The 17,588-nt window shown below is 68.3% G+C and carries 15 protein-coding genes and 1 pseudogene; 8 read left to right on the forward strand and 8 right to left on the reverse strand.

The genetic code is table 11. The features are described from left to right. Positions 1–89: 89 nt before the first annotated feature. Positions 90–845 (reverse strand): SDR family oxidoreductase, encoded by a 756-nt coding sequence (locus QH196_RS10340; RefSeq protein ID WP_280415547.1) that lies wholly within the window; start codon positions 843–845, stop codon positions 90–92. A 101-nt stretch (positions 846–946) separates the two neighbouring features. Between QH196_RS10340 and QH196_RS10345 the strand changes: the two genes are divergently transcribed. Continuing rightward, entirely contained in the window at positions 947–1,816 is an 870-nt protein-coding gene (locus tag QH196_RS10345) for a helix-turn-helix transcriptional regulator (protein ID WP_280415548.1), read from the forward strand. 8 nt (positions 1,817–1,824) lie between these two features. On the opposite strand, the gene QH196_RS10350 is transcribed toward QH196_RS10345, so the two are convergent. Further along, positions 1,825–2,265, reverse strand: a complete 441-nt coding sequence (locus QH196_RS10350; RefSeq protein WP_280415549.1) for a YdeI/OmpD-associated family protein — start codon at positions 2,263–2,265, stop codon at positions 1,825–1,827. Positions 2,266–2,334: 69 nt separating this feature from the next. Between QH196_RS10350 and ligD the strand changes: the two genes are divergently transcribed. Further along, positions 2,335–3,294, forward strand: a complete 960-nt coding sequence (gene ligD / locus QH196_RS10355; RefSeq protein WP_280415550.1) for a non-homologous end-joining DNA ligase — start codon at positions 2,335–2,337, stop codon at positions 3,292–3,294. Between the two features lie 59 nt (positions 3,295–3,353). On the opposite strand, the gene QH196_RS10360 is transcribed toward ligD, so the two are convergent. The 3 genes from QH196_RS10360 to QH196_RS10370 form a co-directional block, all read right to left on the reverse strand. Further along, entirely contained in the window at positions 3,354–5,483 is a 2,130-nt protein-coding gene (locus QH196_RS10360; RefSeq protein ID WP_280415551.1) for a RecQ family ATP-dependent DNA helicase, read from the reverse strand. A 239-nt stretch (positions 5,484–5,722) separates the two neighbouring features. After that, entirely contained in the window at positions 5,723–6,700 is a 978-nt protein-coding gene (locus tag QH196_RS10365) for a nucleoside-diphosphate kinase (protein WP_280415552.1), read from the reverse strand. Then, positions 6,687–9,176 (reverse strand): PEP/pyruvate-binding domain-containing protein, encoded by a 2,490-nt coding sequence (locus tag QH196_RS10370; protein WP_280415553.1) that lies wholly within the window; start codon positions 9,174–9,176, stop codon positions 6,687–6,689. Before QH196_RS10370 ends, QH196_RS10365 begins: the two co-directional genes overlap by 14 nt. A 269-nt stretch (positions 9,177–9,445) precedes the next feature. Here QH196_RS10370 and QH196_RS10375 point away from each other — a divergent pair, with 269 nt between their 5' ends. From QH196_RS10375 to QH196_RS10395, 5 genes and pseudogenes are all read left to right on the forward strand, one after another. Further along, positions 9,446–10,144: an ESX secretion-associated protein EspG gene (locus QH196_RS10375; RefSeq protein WP_280415554.1), complete on the forward strand. Its 699-nt coding sequence runs from the start codon at positions 9,446–9,448 to the stop codon at positions 10,142–10,144. An 80-nt stretch (positions 10,145–10,224) separates the two neighbouring features. Beyond that, the gene (locus QH196_RS10380; RefSeq protein WP_280415555.1) at positions 10,225–10,596 is read left to right on the forward strand and encodes a hypothetical protein; all 372 of its coding nucleotides are present in this window, start codon (positions 10,225–10,227) and stop codon (positions 10,594–10,596) included. Further along, positions 10,593–11,627, forward strand: a complete 1,035-nt coding sequence (locus QH196_RS10385) for a hypothetical protein (protein WP_280415556.1) — start codon at positions 10,593–10,595, stop codon at positions 11,625–11,627. The genes QH196_RS10380 and QH196_RS10385 overlap by 4 nt, the downstream gene beginning before the upstream one ends. A 225-nt stretch (positions 11,628–11,852) precedes the next feature. Beyond that, positions 11,853–12,002, forward strand: a pseudogene (locus QH196_RS32345) (type II toxin-antitoxin system Phd/YefM family antitoxin); the annotation flags it as partial. A 98-nt stretch (positions 12,003–12,100) separates the two neighbouring features. Next, entirely contained in the window at positions 12,101–12,499 is a 399-nt protein-coding gene (locus tag QH196_RS10395) for a type II toxin-antitoxin system VapC family toxin (RefSeq protein ID WP_280415558.1), read from the forward strand. Positions 12,500–12,592: 93 nt separating this feature from the next. On the opposite strand, the gene QH196_RS10400 is transcribed toward QH196_RS10395, so the two are convergent. Next, positions 12,593–13,411, reverse strand: coding sequence for an SAM-dependent methyltransferase (locus QH196_RS10400; protein ID WP_280415559.1), 819 nt, complete (start codon positions 13,409–13,411; stop codon positions 12,593–12,595). 681 nt (positions 13,412–14,092) lie between these two features. Beyond that, positions 14,093–15,448 carry a DoxX family protein gene (locus QH196_RS10405; RefSeq protein ID WP_280415560.1) on the reverse strand — a complete coding sequence of 452 codons (1,356 nt, stop codon included), beginning with the start codon at positions 15,446–15,448 and terminating at the stop codon, positions 14,093–14,095. A gap of 179 nt (positions 15,449–15,627) precedes the next feature. Between QH196_RS10405 and QH196_RS10410 the strand changes: the two genes are divergently transcribed. Further along, complete coding sequence (locus QH196_RS10410) at positions 15,628–16,413, forward strand: aminoglycoside adenylyltransferase family protein (RefSeq protein WP_280415561.1); 786 nt, start codon at positions 15,628–15,630, stop codon at positions 16,411–16,413. Between the two features lie 13 nt (positions 16,414–16,426). On the opposite strand, the gene QH196_RS10415 is transcribed toward QH196_RS10410, so the two are convergent. Beyond that, positions 16,427–17,164, reverse strand: coding sequence for an SDR family NAD(P)-dependent oxidoreductase (locus QH196_RS10415; RefSeq protein WP_280415562.1), 738 nt, complete (start codon positions 17,162–17,164; stop codon positions 16,427–16,429). Between the last annotated feature and the right edge of the window lie 424 nt (positions 17,165–17,588).

Consider the following 17,588-nt stretch of genomic DNA (forward strand, 5'->3'; position numbering starts at 1 on the left):
GGGTGCGGGCCGCGGGGTCGGGGGGGGGGGGCTGGGCGCGGGGCCCCCCGCCGCCGCGCCGGCCCCCCAAGACCGCACCACAACGACGATCAGCCCTGCGGAGTCGGCATGAGAATCAATTCGGCGATATTGAGCCGCGCCGGGACCGAGGTCGCGAAGGCGATCGCCTCGGCAATATCCCCGGGTTCCAGAATCGTCATGGACGAACGCCACTCGTCCAGCTGCTCCCGCTGCGCCGCCCAGCTCATCCCGGCACCGAGTTCGGTTCCGACGAAACCGGGTTCGATACTCTTCACCCGCACACCTCGTGGCCCGTATTCTGCCCGCATATTCCGGGTCAGATGCGCGACCGCGGCCTTGGTGGCGCCGTAGACGGCGTATTCGGGAAAGATCGCATGCCCGCCGATCGACCCCACCAGCACCAGATCGGCCCGCCGGCCGTCGCCCGCCGCCGCGAGCAGATCGTCGATGAATGCCCGCGCCGTGTACAGCAACCCGGTGACGTTGGTGCCGACCATCTGCTCCCATTCCCCGACCTCCGCGGATTCGAACGGCGCACCGAGCATGACGCCCGCATTCGCCACCACCAGATCCACCGGCCCGAGCGCCGCCCGGATGGTGGCGGCCGCATCGCGCACCGAATCCCGGTCGGCCACATCGGCGACCACTGCCACGGCGGCATCGCCGATCTCGGCCGCCAGTTCCTCGATACGTTCCTTACGCCGGCCCAGCAACGCGACCCGGGCCCCGTCGGCGGCCAGCCGCCGCGCGGTGGCGGCGCCGATTCCACTGGAGGCTCCCGTCACTACCGCGACCCGGCCGTTCAGATTCTCGTTGTTCGTCATGTCCACAACATTCGCCCCCTGTACCGGCCGCTACCAGGTCGCGGATTTCCTGGTAGTCGCAGGGCCACCCGGCCCGCTCGCCCTGCACATACCCTGAAACCATGAATTCCGACAACCGTCTGGGCGCGTTCCTGCGGGCCCGCCGCGAACTGGTCCGGCCGGAGGAGTTCGGGCTTCCCGGCGGTGGCCGGCGCCGCGTCGCGGGGTTGCGGCGCGAAGAGATCGCGATGCTCGCGGGCGTGAGCGCCGACTATTACGTGCGGCTCGAACAGGGTCGCGATAAACATCCTTCCGAGCAGGTCGTCACGGCACTGGCCCGGGTGTTCTCGCTGGACGACGAAGGGACCGCCCACCTGCGGGAACTGGCCCGGCCCACGGCGGCGCGTCCACGTCCGCCGCGGCGCCCGGAGCGGGTGACTCCCGGCCTGCTGCGGTTGATGGAGGCGTGGTCCCACACTCCCGCGGTGGTGCTGGGCCGGCATCTGGACGTGCTGGCCGCGAACCCGCTGGCGGCCGCGGTGAACGCCTGCTCGGTCCCGGGCGTCAATCAGGTACGGATGGTTTTTCTCGACCCCCGCGCCCGCGAAGTGTTCCCGAACTGGTCCCGGATCGCGGCGGATACGGTGGCGAGCCTGCGCGCGACCGCGGGCACCGACCTCGACGATCCGCGGCTCACCGAACTCGTCGGCGAACTCTCCCTCAAGAGCGACGAATTCCGCCGGTTGTGGGCCCGCCACGATGTCCGGGCGAAAACCTCGGGGATCAAACAGTTCCACAACGAGATGGTCGGGGAGCTGACGCTGGCGTACGAGAGTTTCGCGGTGAGCGGGGCGCCGGGGCAGTTGCTCATCGCCTATCACGCCGAGCCCGGATCACCCTCCGAACGTTCGCTCGCCCTGCTCGGCAGCCTGATCACGGACAGTGCTACCGGAATCGAGTCCCGCCCGGCCGGGACCACCGCCGGCTCGTAGGGACGGAATCAGGCCGACAGCTCGCCGACGACTTTCTCCACCCGGCGAGCCCGGGTTTCGGGCCGTTTGGCCGATTCGACCGCGATCACATGCGCGCGTTGTTTGCTGTAGGATAGCGCATCGAATGCTTCCCGCGCCCCCGGGTCCGCGGCCAGTGCAGCGGCGAGATCGCCGGGGACTGTGACGGTGCGTTCCGACGTATCGAGTTCGACGCCGACCGTGACGGTCTCCCCCGCCGATACACCGGCCGCGTTCCTGTTCTCGGCGCTCAACGGGAGCATGTATTCCCCGCCGTAGACCGCGACGGTGCTGCGGTAAGTGTGGCCACCGATCCGGACCTCCACCTTGGGTTTCTTCCCGCTGCCCAGTTCCTCGACCACATGGGCGGGTACCCGGAACCCGGTGGCGGTCTTTCCGGCGAGTTCGATCACGGTGTCGAAGGTGAGCATGTGTGTCCTTCCCGCCGACTCGTTGCGTATCGGCCAGCTTAAACACGTCGCGGCCGTTAGGGTCGGTGAATGGGCAGCGGCACGGGCGCGGCAGTGGAGCTGACAGTGGGCGACCGCGAGGTGCGGATCACCAACCCGGACCGGGTGTACTTCCCGGAAAGCGGCATCACCAAGCTGGATCTGGTGCAGTACTACCTGAGCGTGGGCGACGGAATCGTCAACGCGCTGCGGGACCGGCCGTGCATGCTGCACCGGTTCCCGAAGGGCCTCGCGGGTGACAAGGTGCACCAGAAGCGGTTACCGGCCGGTGCGCCGGAGTGGGTGCCCACGGTGCGGGTGTTCTTCCCCCGCTACAACCGGCACGCCGACGAACTCTGTGTACGGGAACTGGCCGATGTGGTGTGGGCGGTGCAGATGTCCACGGTGGAATTCCATCCCTGGAACTCGCGCCGGGCCGATACCGAATGCCCCGACGAATGGCGGATCGATCTGGATCCCATGCCGGACTGCCCGTGGTCGCGGGTGCAGCGGGTGGCCGGGGTGGTACAGGAGGTGCTGGACGAGATCGGCGCGGTGGGCTGGCCGAAAACGTCCGGCGGCTCGGGGTTGCACGTGTATGTCCGGATCGCGCCCGAGCACGGATTCCAGCAGGTGCGCCGGGCGGCGCTGGCCTTCGCGAAGGAAGTGGAACGCCGCGCGCCCGACGATGTGACCACCACCTGGTGGCGCCGCGACCGCGACCCCGGACTGCTGTTCATCGACTACAACCAGAACGCCCGCGACCACACCATCGCCGCCGCCTATTCGGTCCGCGGTGTCCCCGCCGCCACCGTATCCACCCCGGTGACCTGGGACGAGATACCGGATATCGAGCCGCGCGATTTCACCGTCGCCACCGTCCCCGGCCGCTACCGCGAATTGGGCGACCTCCACGCCGGTATCGACGACGCGGTCTTCGATCTCACCCGGCTGATCGACTGGGCCGACCGCGACGAGGTCGATCTCGACGACGATCCCGCACATTCCTGAGCACCACCGCAGTGCACGGAGACAAGTGTGCCGGGGTGCCGTGCCGGATCAGGCACCTATCAGGTCGGCGTGGCCAGGGCGAACGGCAGAACCGCGGGCGCTCCGGCGCGGCGCAGGGTCCAGGCGGCGACGGTGAAGGTCCAGCCGGAGTCGGTGAGTGTGTCGACCAGCAGGATCGGGCCGTCGGCGGTGGACAGGTCGGGAACCTCCCAGGAGTCGTACAGGGCGGCGACCCGATGCGCGGAGTTGACCGCCGATACCGGCAGGTGATCGGGACGCAGGTGCAGGGTTCCCAGATTGCGGAGACGGCCGATATCGGCGAGGCGTTCGGCCAGCGATGTGGTCAGTACGGGATGGTCCGGTGATTCCAGGGCGAGTACCGCGGTGGGCCGGACAGCCCAATCCCATTCCCGCAGCACCGGAATGCACGCCTGCACCACTTCGTCGGGAACCGGCCCGTCGGGCCCGTCGAGCACGGGACGCAGCCGCCGGCCCCAGCCCAGGGAGTTGAGGCGGCCCAGGACCCGGCCGGTTTCGGCGCCGTCGGCGATCTTTCCGGACAGCGAGATACCGAGTTTGGCCATCCCGGTGGGCCACTGTTTGCGGGGTGCGAGATCGAATCCGGGGCGGTCCAGCCGGGCCCGGGTCGCGGCGACCGCCTCGGTATCGACGGTGGTGTCGCGATGGTTTCCGGTGCAGTTGTCGCAACGGTCGCAGGTGCCGGTGCCCGGGGCGGCGCCGATGAGGGCGGGATCGTCGAGCTGGCGGCGCAGGAATTCCATCCGGCAACCGGTGGTCTGCTGATAGTCGAGCATGGCCTGCTGTTCGGCGGTACGGGCGGCATCCAGGCGCTCGTAGCGGTCGGCGTCGTAGGTCCAGGGCTGCCCTGTCGCCAGCCAGCCGCCGCGGACCCGGCGGACGGCGCCGTCGACATCCAGCACCTTCAGCACCATGTCCAGACGCGACCGGTTCAACTCGACCAGTGGTTCGAGGGCTGCCGTGGACTGCGGGCGTTCGTGGTCGAGCGCTTCGAGGACCGAGCGCACCACGTGTTCGCGCGGGAAGGCGACGGAGGCGAAGTAGCTCCAGATACGGGTGTCCTCGGGGCCGGGCAGCAGGACCACCTCGGCACGTTCGGTCGCACGACCCGCACGGCCGACCTGCTGGTAGTAGGAGATCGGCGACGACGGCGCCCCCACGTGGACCACGAAACCGAGATCGGGTTTATCGAAGCCCATCCCCAGCGCGGAGGTGGCGATCAGGGCCTTGACCTCGTTGTCCAGCAGCGCGGCCTCGAGTGCTTCGCGTTCGGCGGGATCGGTCTGGCCCGTATACGCGGCGACCCGGTGGCCGTGCGAGGTGAGCACATCGGCGAGATCGTGTGCGCCGGCGACGGTGAGGGTGTAGACGATTCCGGAACCGGGCAGCTCGTCGAGGTGGCCGCTGAGCCAGGTGGTGCGTTCCACCGCGTCGTCGAACCGGACCACCGACAGATGCAGCGATTCGCGGTCCAGGCTGCCGCGCAGGACCAGGGTGTCGGTGCCGATCTGACCGGCGACATCGGTCACCACACGATCGTTCGCGGTGGCGGTGGTGGCCAGCACCGGTACATCGGTGCCGAGGTCGGCGATCAGGGTGCGGATACGCCGGTAGTCGGGCCGGAAATCGTGGCCCCAGTCGGAAACGCAGTGCGCTTCGTCGATGACCACCAGTCCGGCGTCGGCGGCCAGCCGGGGCAGAACCTGATCGCGGAAATCGGGATTGTTGAGCCGTTCGGGGCTGACCAGCAGCACATCCACCACCCCGGACGCGACCTGCTGGTGGATCTCATCCCATTCGGTGACATTTCCGGAGTTGATGGTGGCCGCCACCACCCCGGCGCGGCGCGCGGCCGCGACCTGGTTACGCATGAGCGCCAGCAGCGGTGACACGATCACCGTGGGCCCGCGCCCCTGCGCGCGCAACAGTTTGGCGGCGATGAAGTACACCGCCGATTTACCCCAGCCGGTGCGCTGCACCACCAGGGCCCGGCGTTTATCCACCACCAGGGCTTCGATCGCGACCCACTGGTCGTCGCGCAACCGCGCGGCCGGGCCCGCCAGCTCACGCAGTAACTCTTCCGCATATCCCCGCAACCCGTCGCCGATCGCTGCGGTCTCGTTCCGAGTGCTGCCCGGTGCCGTGGTCATGCGCCCCATACTGCCGCAGCCCACCGACAGTGGTCGGCGTGCAGGTCGAACCGCCCGGTCACACCGCGACTACCCGCCGGGGAACCATCGCCGGACCGGTTTCCACAGCGATCACGCCCGGATGCCGGCCCAGGCCGGTTTCCACAGCGCTCATGCCCGGCTGTCGGCCCAGGTTGTCGGCAGCCCCGGAACCAGCGCCATCCCGGCGCACCGGTCACTCCCGGCAGCCCACCGTCCGCTCAGGGCCGCGCCCTCACTCGTCCGTGCACCCGTCGCCAGTCCGCGGCGGTCACCGGCGGCAACGCCGGCTTCCCGGTCTCCGCGCGTAGGGGCAGGACCCGGGAACCGAGTACAACCGCCGACCAGGGGTCGATATCCCGTCCGGCGATCAGGGCCCGGTCGAGGACACCGGCACAGGCGGCGTCGTCGCCGGCATCGAAATCGGCCGGTACGGGCGTACCTGCCCGTTCGAGGTCACGTCGTACCCGGTCGACGGCGACGGCGGGGTCGAAGGACCGGCCCGGGGTGCGCGCGTACAGGGCGTCGGCGAGTTCGCGCGCGGATTCGGCACGATCGGCGCCGGTGTAGGCGCGGGTGATCACCTCCGCACGCTGGTTCTCGGCGAAGTAGATCGCGAGCTCGCGCAGCACATCGGCGGGGTCGTCCGGGGTGTGCACGAGATTCAGCAGGGTAGTGCGCTGCCCGAGCCGGTGGCGTAGCTGCCCGGGTTGCTGCTGCCGCGGATCGGCCGGGCCGGTGGCCTCGGTGAGCCGCACGGGGGCCGGGAGGTCGCCGTGGGCAGCACTGACCACCAGTAACAGGCAGTCCGATACCGCCGCCAGCAGATCGGCCAGCCGGCGGCGCTCCGGGGAGGCGATATTCCAGGCGTAGTACCACAGCGCGCGCACGAGATGCCGGTTCACCGGGACGGTCATCGCGTCGACGACCCGGAAACCGTTCTCGGAGAGCCATTTCAATACCGGGTCCACCGCCCGGGCGACGATCGCGTCCGGTTTCAGCAGCATCAGCGAATGCCGGAGGGCGAAACCGCCGGCATCGATCCGCAACCGCGCCAGCTGTTCCACGATCTCCAGGACATAGGTGTCGGCGAGATAGGCGGCGACCTTCTGCCGCTGCGGCGTCAGCGCGGTCAGCAGACCGGCCAGTGTGCCGATCTGCGGAAGGTCGCGGGCCGCTCTCTGTTCATCCGGCTCCATTGCCGTGGCCTCCTCCGGAAAGCACCGTCACCGTTCCTGCCGTACCGTCGACGCGGATCCGCATTCCGGTCCGCAATTTCCGGCGGCAGCCCGGGGCCTGTAGTACCGCCGGCACCCCGAGTTCGCGGGCGACGATCGCCACCGGGACGAGCGGACCGCCGCGTTCGGACACCAGCGCCGCCGCCGACGGCAACGCCGTCACCCAGCCCGGATCCGCGCGCTGGACGACGAGGATCGCGCCTGCCACATCGCGCGGTTCGTCCACCAGCACGGCGATGCCTTCGACCACGCCGGCCGCCGACGGCGACCCGGCCAGCACATCGCCGGGCGCGGCGGGCGGGGTTTCGGTAAGCAGAACCCAGCCCCGCTCCGCCAGTTCCGCATCCGTGAGCCCGGGGCCGATCGTCGTGAATCGCGCCGGCGCGACCAGGTCGGCGTCGGTGGTCCGGGCCACCTTGCGTACCGTGATCCGATCGGCCAGACCCGGCATCGGGACCCGGTCGTAGCAGTTGCGCAGCTCCTCGACGGTCAGCGCGAAGATATCGGCGGCATCGCCGAGGATTCCGCGCGCCTCGAGATCGCGCCCCATCACCCGGATCATCTGTTCGATCACCCCGAACGCGCGGGCACGGCAGTGCCTCAGTTGTTCCCGGTACGCGGCGTAGTGGGCGGTTCGGGCACGCACCCGGTCGTAGAGCGACCGGCGAACTCCGCCGAGGTGTGCGTCGAGATAGGCGTCCGGGTCGAAACCGGGGTCGGCGGGCGGGTTCACGAGCGGTTCCGGAGCTCCCGGCAGGAAGGCTTTCGTCAGTAGGAGCTGAGTGCCGGTGCAGGTCAGCAGGATCGCGTCCAGCACCAGCGTCGGCCCCCACCGCAGCACGAGGTCCCGATCGAGTCGCCGGTACTCGGCGTACGCGTGTTCCCCGTGGAGGTATTCCATCCTGTCGTAGCGGTCGGACAGGCGGGTGAACTCGGCGCAGAATTCCCGCATCATCGCCTCGATGGCGAGTATCCGGCGCAGGTAGAGGATGGTGGTCCGGATCCGTGACCACGCCCTCTGCCAGCCGTTCTCGAAAGTGAAGGGTTGCAGCGATTTCGCGTGATCGTCCGGTAGCGGTTCGCCCACGCCGGACTCCGCCGCGAGCGCAGGGCGGGCCAGCGAGTAGCCGGGTGCGATGCCCGCCGTCCGATACCGATGCAGCAGGTTGACGTACTCCCGGCCGTGGAAGATGCCCAGCAGATACGGGGTCCACGACTCCATTTGCCGCAGCTGGCTTTCCGGCACACCGAGCGACCGCGCGTAGCCCCGGTACACCCGGCCGTAGATATCGGCGGCCATGGTGAAGGCCAGCGGTGACATCGGCCCCGGAAGGCTCTCGAAACCGGTGGCAGCGGCCCATATCCGCGGCTCCCCCGGCGCCACCGGTTCGCCCGCGCCGCGCAGCACTGCGGCAGCCGGCTCCTCTCCGCGGAGCAGCAGCGCCTGGGGTCTTTCGATACGCCCGGATCGATAACCGGCCGGATGCAGCCCGCCCGCCTGCCCCGGCGAATCCTGCAGCGTGGTGATGGGCCGTGCCTGCAGAAACCACAACCCGTCGGCATCGACCGCCCATTCGATATCTCGCGGCCCGCCCAGCGCACCGGCCAGCGCCCGGCCGCGGCCGGCGAGCAGCGCGACGTCCTCGTCACCGAGTACGACCCCCGACCTGCGAGGTTGCGCGACCGCCACCACCTCGGCCCCGGCCCCGGCCGCGGGTACGTATTCGACCTCTTTACCGCCGGTGACCCGTGCGACGACCGTGCCCGCCCGGTCCACCACCACCGTATCGGCGTCGACAGCCCCAGCAGCCAGCCTTTCTCCCGAACCGTGCACCGCATTCACCACTACCTCGCCGGCGGCACCGCACGGGTTCCGGGTGAACAGCACACCACTCGCCCTCGCCGCGACGAACCGCTGCAGCAGCACGGCGATCCTGGTCACCGGCACGAGGTTCCGCGCGAACGTGTACCGGACCGCCCGTTCGGAGAAGCCCGAGATCCAGCAATCCCGCACCCGATCGAACACTTCCCCCGGACCGACGTTCGAGTATGAATCGAACAGCCCTGCATACGAATTCGAATCATCACCGGCACCCACCACCGATGAGCGCACCGCGAGGGGGCCGTTGCCCAGGCGAACGTGAGCCGCGCGCACCAACTCCGGTAACCCGGTGCCGTCGATCACCGCACCCGCCGACGCGATATCGGCACGTATCCGCCCGGCCAGCTCGAGCGCCACATCCATATCCCGGGCACCGGCCAGCTCGCCGAGCAACTCATCCAGCCCCGCCGCGCCCGCGACCTCCGCGAACACATCCGCGCCCAGCACCAGCCACTCCGGAACCCGTGCCCCCGCCGTCCCCAGCGCATACAGCCCCCGTGCCTTACCTCCACCGAGCGCCGCGATATCCGCTTCGGTGTCGTCCGCTGAGAGCACCCGCAAGAACCGACCTCCAACCCTGCCTGCCGCGGCGGCGCATCGTTGCCCGTTCCGCACGAGTAAACCCCAGGGACACCCTGTCTATCGTCCGATCGGGTGTTGTGTTAGCCCACAATCTCGCCGACGCCGACCACCGGCCGTTACGAGCAGCCCACGGCATACCACCTTTTCGCTCCGCCGGCACAAGCAGTGCGGCTGGGCCCCGCCCGGCGGCACCCATTAGGCTGTGGTGGCCCGCGCAGGTTTCGGTGAGGATGTGATTCCGCGTGAGTTGGAGCCTGACCCCCGACGAATTCGCGCACATATGGCGCCAAGCCGACCTGGACCGGCTCCCCTACCCGTTGCGTGTCCTCGAATCGCCGCGTACCGAACGCGACGCCCAGGCGCTCTACGCCGAACTCGCCCAGCGCCTCCCCCCGGACCCAGACCGCGACACCTGCCTGCGCATCCTCGCCGACCCGCACACTCGCGTAATCGCCATCGGCGGTGCCACCGAACCGGGCCGGGAACTGCGCGCACTGGGTTGCGTCGTCTACGACCGCGCTGTCCTCGCGGTACAGGAGCCGGGACGTACCGCGGAATTCGGCGGCACCATCCGGTTGTCCATCGGTCACAGCACCAAACTCGGTGCTCGCCTGGCCGCCCTGCTCCCGAAATCCCGGGCCGGGCGCCATCCCGCACGCACCGCCTCCACCGCGGCGGTGCGCGATACCGAAACCGTTGTCCAGGAGGAACACGCCGCGGCCCCGATCCGCAAACTACTGCGCGCCCCGCACACCGCCCAGGGCCATATCCGGATCGAGGCGCACCTCGACCGGCCGAAACCACCGCCCGCAGTGCACTACACGTGGCTCGACCTGGAGAACGACGGCCGCTACCTACTCAAGGCCGACGACACCGTGCACATCGTGCCCGCCTCCACCGAACAACTCGCCGCGCACCTGCAGAAGCGGATCCCCGCCTGATCGCCGATCACAACGACCCGCTGTCCGCGACCCGCGGTTGCGATTAGGCTGAGCGTGACCGACGGAGGGGTACGCCAGTCATGATCGAAGACAGTCGAGCCGAGATCGTCCGGTTCCGCCAGGCAGCCCATGCGGGAACCGTCAAGTTCGATCCCGAGGCGGCGCGGCGCTGCGCCGATTTCTACGACCGGCAGGCCGACCAGCTGATTCAGCTCAGGCAAAACCTCACCGACGCCGCCGACCCCCACGGATTCGGCGGCCTGAACTCCGCCCGGCAACTCCAAGCCGGTTTCGGTCACAAAGCGCGCGATACCGCTGCCCTGCTCGACCACTACATCGAAGCCGCCTACCGCATGAAGGAAGCGTTCCTGCTCAGCGGCGGTCTGTACGAGGAAGCCGACGCCGCCAACGCTGCGGCCGTGCGCTCCGTCGAAGCGAGGATCCCCCGATGAGCGGAACCGACCCCGATTACATCAGCGCCATGGAGCATTTCGAAGCCATGCGCCACGAGGACATCTACCAGGCCACCCAGCAGATCGACGCCGGTGAGATCCTGCGCCTCTCCGGTACCTGGATGAATGCCGCCGCCACCCTGCAGAGCACCTTCCCCCTCACCCGCGCGAACGCGAACCTGGTCATGAACGAGGCCGAATGGGAAGGCGAGGCCGCCGACGCCGCACTCGCCTGTACTCGCAGCTTCGCCGAATCCATCGAAGAACTCGCCGGAGTGGTCGGCCAGGTCGGTCTGCGCCTCGGCGCGGTGGCCGCGGCCGCGGAGGCGGTGAAGGTCGCGGTGGTGCCACCCGGCAATACCGGCCCGGTCGGCGCCCTGGCCCGCCTGCTGGAAGCAGCGAAGGTGATCGACGCGGATATGGTGCAGGAAGTTCTGCGCCAAGAGGCGATCCTCACCATGAACATGGTCTACAAACCTGCCTACACCGCCGCCGGCAGCGGAGTCCCGGCTCTCCCCGAACCACCCCCACCGCCAGGAGCCCTGCCCCCGCTGGCCCCGCCTCTCACCACCCCACAGGTCGCCCCCGCGCAACCGTCGTCCACCGGCACCGCACCGGACACCGTGGACCCCGAACTGCCGAACCAACCGGGCACCATCCCCGCCCCTCCACCCGCCGCGCCGCCACCCGCATCCGAGTCCCCCGCGCCGAGCCCTGACAACGAGCAGCCGACGCCACAACCCGCACCGGAAATCCCGGCCCCCACCGACAATCCGCCGCCCCAGCCCCCAGGTGCCCCCGCACCGCCGGAACCCCCGCCCGCGCCGGCACCTCCCGCCCCAGCACCACCTCCTGCTGCCGAAGCACCTCCGGAATCGGACGACCCCGGCCCGGCCTCACCACCACCGCCTCCCGGCCAGACCTCCTCCGGCGCTCCGCTCTCCGACCCCGACGGCCAGCCGGGCATCACCGGCCCCGTCCCCGGTCAGCGTGCCCCCGACCAACCGGGGGTCATCCCGGGAGAGCCCTGACTCGCAATGAGTTGACCGGATCCTGCGCGCAGTGGCAGGCAGAGCGGTGACCGGTTCCGCGCGACGCCCGGCCCCGCCGAACTGCTGAACCTACCGGGCACTATCCCGGACGGACGAGCTCCCGACCAGCCCGGCGTCCTACCGCCGCCGTATGAGCTCTTCGGAAACAAAGACCACAGGTCCAGGCCGTAGATAGTCGTAGACATTTTCGGCTAGGATGACTCCATGAAATCGATCAGCGTCGGCGAATTGCGTCAGAACCCGTCCGCCATGATCGCTGACGTGGAGGCCGGCGAGGTCTACGAGCTCACCCGGCACCACCATCGGGTGGGCTACATCGTCCCGGCGGTGTCATCGACCCAGATCATCCCGCGCGCAGTCGACGGCGGTGCCCAGACCAGCTCGATCGAACGACATGAATTGCGGAGTGCGGGGTCGATCGAGGAGCTCCTGGATTCCGAGAAGGGCGAGTGGTGAGGTCGTACTACCTCGACAGCTCGGTCGCCGTGAGAATCATGCTGGGGCACTCCCCCGAGGCCGCCGGATGGTTCGACCGCACCACTGCGGATCCGAAGAGCAGGATCATTTCTTCCCGACTGCTGCGCACCGAGATGACACGAGTCCTCCGCAGAGAAGGCTTGTCCGTATTGGACCGCAGCAAGATCATCGACTACGTCGACGTGGTCCCGGTCGACCACGCCGTCCTCCATGAGGCCGAGGCGATCATCTCGCACATCAAGACACTCGACGCTATTCACCTGGCGTCAGCACTACGCAGCGGACTGGACAACCTCACCGTCGTCACCCACGATCAGACCATGGCCACCGTCGCCGAACACCTCGGTTTCGAGGTCTACGACCCGGTTCGATGAACTCGGGCAGGCACCAGGCTCGGGCGCTACCGCGCGAACGGGCGCCATTTGCGCCGGCCGGCCTGGCCGTAGACAGCCGCGACCGAGGTCAGATCACCTCTTGATCCCGACTCCACCCGTCATGAAACGCACCCCGATGGTCGTGGCGTCGGTGACGATCTCCTCCGGCCGCCACAGCGGCAGGGGGACTATACCGGGCGGCAGGATCTCCAGCCCGTCGAAATATTCGGCCAGTTCAGTAGGTGTCCGCACGCGACCTGTTCCCAGCTGCGATAGCAGCACCTGTTCGAGCTCCTCGCTTTCGCGGGAGTCGCTGAGCCGGGTGAAGTTGGTGATGAAGAAGTACGAACCGGGCGGCACCGCGGCGCGCAAGGTCGCGACGATTCCCTTCGGGTCTTCCTCGTCGAGAATGTGGTGCAGGATTCCGACGAGCATCACACACACCGGCTTGTCGAAGTCGATCAGTTCCCGTACATCCGGGTGCGCGAGTACCTCGCCGGGCTTGCGGATATCGCCGGTGACCACCCGGGTGTTGGGGTTGGTCTCCAGGTGCGCCCGGCCGTAGGCGAGCACGATCGGATCGATATCGACGTAGACGACCTTCGCCTCCGGATTCGCTTCCTGCGCAACTTCATGCGTGTTGCGTGCCGTCGGCAGACCGGAACCGATATCGAGGAACTGGGTGATCCCCTCCTCGACGGCGAGGTGGCGCACCACCCGGTGCAGGATCGCCCGGTTGTGCAGCGCGATCTCTTTCAGTTCCGGCATGACGGCAAGACTGGCTTCCGCCACCTGGCGATCGATGCGGTAGTTGTCCTTACCGTTCAGCATCACGTCGTATACCCGCGCGGCGGTCGGCTCACCGTCGTCGAAAACGTTGCTCCCGGACTGCCCTGAGTCTTCGGGGATCATCAACAGCCTTTCATCACACTCAGCATCGGTGGTCGCCAGAATAGCCACCGAAGCCGCCCCGCGGGTACTGTTCAGCCCAGCGGCAGGTAGGCGGAACCGGTTGGAATACAGCCTTTTTCGGGCCACCACTGGAAGTCGCCACCTCGACTGCCATGCCGCAGTGCCCCGGCAACTTCGGCTCGATACGCCTGGTACACAGGCGGGCGTCTACTCGAAACCTCAGCCGACGCCCGGAATGGCGGACCCGGTGGGGACCTGTGATCGCGGATATGCGCCGCCGAATGTCCAGCCCATCGGCTGCCCACTGCTACAGCCCGGGGTGACGTCCCGGGTGGTGCCCGGCTCGAAAACCTCCGACCAAGGATCGGTTCGGGTGGTGTACGGGGAGGCGGGCGGCACAGTCGGGTCAGGCGATGGCAAAGGCGGAGCAAATACCGAACAGGTCACAAAACCATGGATGACATATGCCTCGGCGTTGTCATTGGTACATCGTGCCCCGTCGCAGTGAACTCCCGGTGCGAGATCGAGTGCGGAAGCTCCGGGAACGAACCCACCGAGCGCGGTGCAACTTGCCGCAGCGACAACGGCCACACGAAAGGCATTCCGAAACTGCATATTTCCCCCTCAGAACTTCGTCCGACGTCAACGGTAGCCGTTGCGCCCCTGCGGAACAAGGACGATTCATCCCGCATTGGGGAAGTCCTGCACCCAGTGGAACCCATCGCCGTTCAATGGAAAGGCGCCCGGGTCGACCGCGCTGAACTCGATCCGGGTCGAGCGGCCGTCGAGTTCACCTTCCAGGCGGAGGTGTTCCGCGTCCGGGCGCACATAGGAGAAGGTGGCCGGTGGCTCCTCGGTGCCCGGAGCGGTGACAACGGTGAGGGTGTGTGCCGCCGGGTCCAGTTCCGCCGGGACACCCATCAGACGTCCATCCATTCCTTGAATGGTCACCGCGCCTTCGACTTCGATCACGAGTCGCTGCCAGCGGGTCTCGTCTGTCAGCAGGGGAGGCACCGGCTCGCCGTCGACCTGGAACTCCGTCACCTCCCACAATCCGTAGAGTTCCGGTTTCGGTGCTCCCCCACCGAATTCCTGCCAGCTGTTCCAGCCCACCCACGTTATCCCGGCGACCAGCCAGACCCCGATCGCCGCCTGCGCCCAGGTCGCATACCGGTTGGCGCGGGCGGTGGTGAACAGCGAGGGCTGGACCGCGGGCTCGGTGCGGCGGGCCAGGAGGAAGAAATCGGCGAACCGGCGGGCCTGCGGAGCGAGCAGCACCAACGAGAAGACCAGGAGGTGGAAGGACAGGATTTTGACCGGTACGTCGAAGGTCATATTCAGGACGAATACCTGCGCCATGCTCACCACACTCAGCATCGCCCCCAAGGTGGCGGTGCGGGGCAGCAGCAGGAGCAGCCCGCCGGTGAGTTCGGCGACGCCGAGCAGGATTTCGTATACCGGCGAACTGCCGACCTGCAACCACAGCACCGACATCGGTGTCAGCTGGCCGTACGGCAGGAGCAGCGTCGACAGCGACGGCGGCGGCATCTGGCTCGGTATCGCCTTGGCGATACCGTAGAACAGCATCTGCCCGGCCAGGCAGAGCCGCAGCCCGGTCAGGAACCAGGCGGCGAGCCGTGGATAGGCGAGGCGGCGGCGGTCGAGCACCGTCCAGACAAGGGCCACCACGGCGGCGACAACGGCGATACAGAACAGCATCACCCAGATGGCGGTCTGATCACCACTACCCGACATCTCCTGGAATACGGCGTCGACCCCGAATACCGTCCGGCCCACCCACTCCAGGACCGGCGCGGCCTGCTGCAGCGGCCACATCGGCGCGGTATCGGGAAGCCATTCATCCAATACCGCGACGAGGGCGAAAACGATCTGCCCGATCATCACACAGAACAGGACCGTGTAGACCACACCGAAGCGGAACCCGACCCGCGCGGCCCACGGCCAGCGCACCTTTTCCGTCACAGGCGGGGCCGGATCTGCACCGGGTTCGACGACCGCCGTATCGATGGCACTCACACCGCACCTCACTCTCCTGGCCGGTCTCCGGCCCCACACACGATCCCCCGCCCGCCGGGCATCACCTCGAACCTAGGCCACCGCGGGGTCCCACCGCCTCCGTGACAACCCCCATCCGTAATCCTCCGGAAGCAGGATTTTCCCCTTGGCCCGTCCGCCGGTGCGCCTATGGTGACGATATGGGAGCACTACCGGACCCGAATACCGAAGCCACCCCGATCGCCCGTGCCATCGCGGAAGTGCTCGGCGACGACCTGGCCGGACTGTATCTCTACGGTTCGGCGGTGGCGGGCGGACTACGTCGCGACAGCGATATCGACCTGTTCGCACTGGTCGAGAATCCCCTCGGGGGTGAGGTACGAAAGGCGTTGGCCGAGACACTGTTACGTATTTCCGGCCCGTGGCCGCGGTCCGGTCCGGCTCGGCCGGTGGAACTCACGGTGGTGGTCCGCGACGAGGTGGTGCCGTGGCGTTTCCCGCCGCGCTCGGAATTCGTCTACGGCGAATGGCTGCGCGCGGAGTTCGAGCGGGGTGATCTGCCCGCACCCACCGAAGACCCGGACCTGACGATTCTCACCACCATGGTGCGCGATTCCTCGTCGACGCTGTTCGGCCCGCCTGCCGCGCAGCTCTTGGCTCCGGTCCCGGCGAGCGACCTCGTCCGCGCGATCGTCGCCGGCCTACCCGAGTTGATCGCCGGCGTACGGGGCGACGAGCGCAATGTCGTGCTGACACTCGCCCGGATGTGGGTGACTGCCGAATCGGGCGTCGTGATGTCCAAGGCGGAGGCGGCCGAAGCGCTCGTATCCCGGTTGCCCGCCGGGCACTCCGCGGTGCTCCGTCTCGCCCGGGCCGGCTACCTGGGCGAAGTCACCGACGAGTGGACCCACCGAGGCGCGGAATTGGATTCGTTCGTAACCTACGCCGAACAGCAGATCATTTCCGCCTCCAGGACATCCGGCTAGTTCGGGAGTCCGACTACCAGGGAATCGGCCCGCCCGCGCCTACGAAGGCCCCGTTGCGGCAGGGGTCGGCAGATTCCGCGGCGGTCAGGATGATCCGCGCGGCATCGTCCGGTGTGGTCGGCGCGGCCGCTGCCGCCGGGGCGAGTTCGGTCGCGACGAAACCCGGGCACACCGAGGTCACCCGAACCGGGGTATCCGCGAGGAGTTTCGCCAGACCCACCGTGAGGCTGTTGAGGGCCGCCTTCGACGCCTGATACCCGGGGACCACCATCGAGTAGTAGGCCGATTCCGGGTTGCGCTGTTCGGACAGCGATCCCATCTCGGTGGAGACGTTCACGATATGCCCGGCCGGAGCCCGCCGGACCAGCGGCAGCAGGGCTTCGATCACGTTGGCGGGGCCGAAGGTGTTGGTCATCAGGGTCTCGGTGAAGGCGCCGGGGTGGGCGAAGTTCACCGTCCCGGAGGCCGTTGCCTCGGGGAGGATCCCGGCATTGTTCACGAGCACGTCGATGTGGTCGTACCGCTCGCCGAGGGATTCGGCCAGGCAGCGGGCACTGTCGACCGAGCACACGTCCAGCAGTTCACCTTCGGCGGCGAGACCTTCGGCACGCAGATCCCGCACCACGGTGTCCACGGCTTCCGCGCGCCGGCCCGTCACCACCACCCGGTATCCCTTGCGGGCGAACGCGGTGGCGGTTGCCCGGCCGATTCCGCGCGTCGCACCGGTGACCACCACGATATTCTCTGCCATTTCGGTCCTTTCGCGTTTGCTGATGCACTTCGAGCAAACGCGAATCCCGGCACGGACGCTGGCAGGAAATCGCCATCACGTTCGGTTGCCGGTTCTGGACCAGCCGGCTCGGCCCGCGGCCGATGATCACCGGTGAGCAACTGGGTCGCGGCTCGGTCAGTAGTGGATCCCACCCGGCGATTCGCCCTGGTCGTACGTCCAGTCGGGCGTCGGATAGCATGGTCGCGGGCGCACTGCGGCCCGCGGCGGGGGGTGGGGACCCGGGGGGGGTCCGGGGGGGGGGCGCAACCGTGGCACCGGTGGGCCAGCGCAGTTCGCCCTTGACCATTCCCGCGACGATAGCGATCGGATTGACCGGCATATCCTGCTTCTGCAGCGAGAGCATATTGCCCAGATGCAGCGCCGCCCACACGGTTCCCAGGAC

Origin of the sequence: Nocardia carnea (assembly GCF_029868325.1) — a bacterium.
Classification (GTDB): domain Bacteria; phylum Actinomycetota; class Actinomycetes; order Mycobacteriales; family Mycobacteriaceae; genus Nocardia; species Nocardia carnea_C.

Excerpts from the sequence above, each read along its gene's own strand:
- QH196_RS10340 (WP_280415547.1), bottom strand. The coding sequence starts at position 845 with ATGACGAACAACGAGAATCTGAACGGCCGGGTCGCGGTAGTGACGGGA.
- QH196_RS10345 (WP_280415548.1), top strand. The coding sequence starts at position 947 with ATGAATTCCGACAACCGTCTGGGCGCGTTCCTGCGGGCCCGCCGCGAA.
- QH196_RS10350 (WP_280415549.1), bottom strand. The coding sequence starts at position 2,265 with ATGCTCACCTTCGACACCGTGATCGAACTCGCCGGAAAGACCGCCACC.
- ligD (WP_280415550.1), top strand. The coding sequence starts at position 2,335 with ATGGGCAGCGGCACGGGCGCGGCAGTGGAGCTGACAGTGGGCGACCGC.
- QH196_RS10360 (WP_280415551.1), bottom strand. The coding sequence starts at position 5,483 with ATGACCACGGCACCGGGCAGCACTCGGAACGAGACCGCAGCGATCGGC.
- QH196_RS10365 (WP_280415552.1), bottom strand. The coding sequence starts at position 6,700 with ATGGAGCCGGATGAACAGAGAGCGGCCCGCGACCTTCCGCAGATCGGC.
- QH196_RS10380 (WP_280415555.1), top strand. The coding sequence starts at position 10,225 with ATGATCGAAGACAGTCGAGCCGAGATCGTCCGGTTCCGCCAGGCAGCC.
- QH196_RS10385 (WP_280415556.1), top strand. The coding sequence starts at position 10,593 with ATGAGCGGAACCGACCCCGATTACATCAGCGCCATGGAGCATTTCGAA.
- QH196_RS10400 (WP_280415559.1), bottom strand. The coding sequence starts at position 13,411 with ATGATCCCCGAAGACTCAGGGCAGTCCGGGAGCAACGTTTTCGACGAC.
- QH196_RS10410 (WP_280415561.1), top strand. The coding sequence starts at position 15,628 with ATGGGAGCACTACCGGACCCGAATACCGAAGCCACCCCGATCGCCCGT.
- QH196_RS10415 (WP_280415562.1), bottom strand. The coding sequence starts at position 17,164 with ATGGCAGAGAATATCGTGGTGGTCACCGGTGCGACGCGCGGAATCGGC.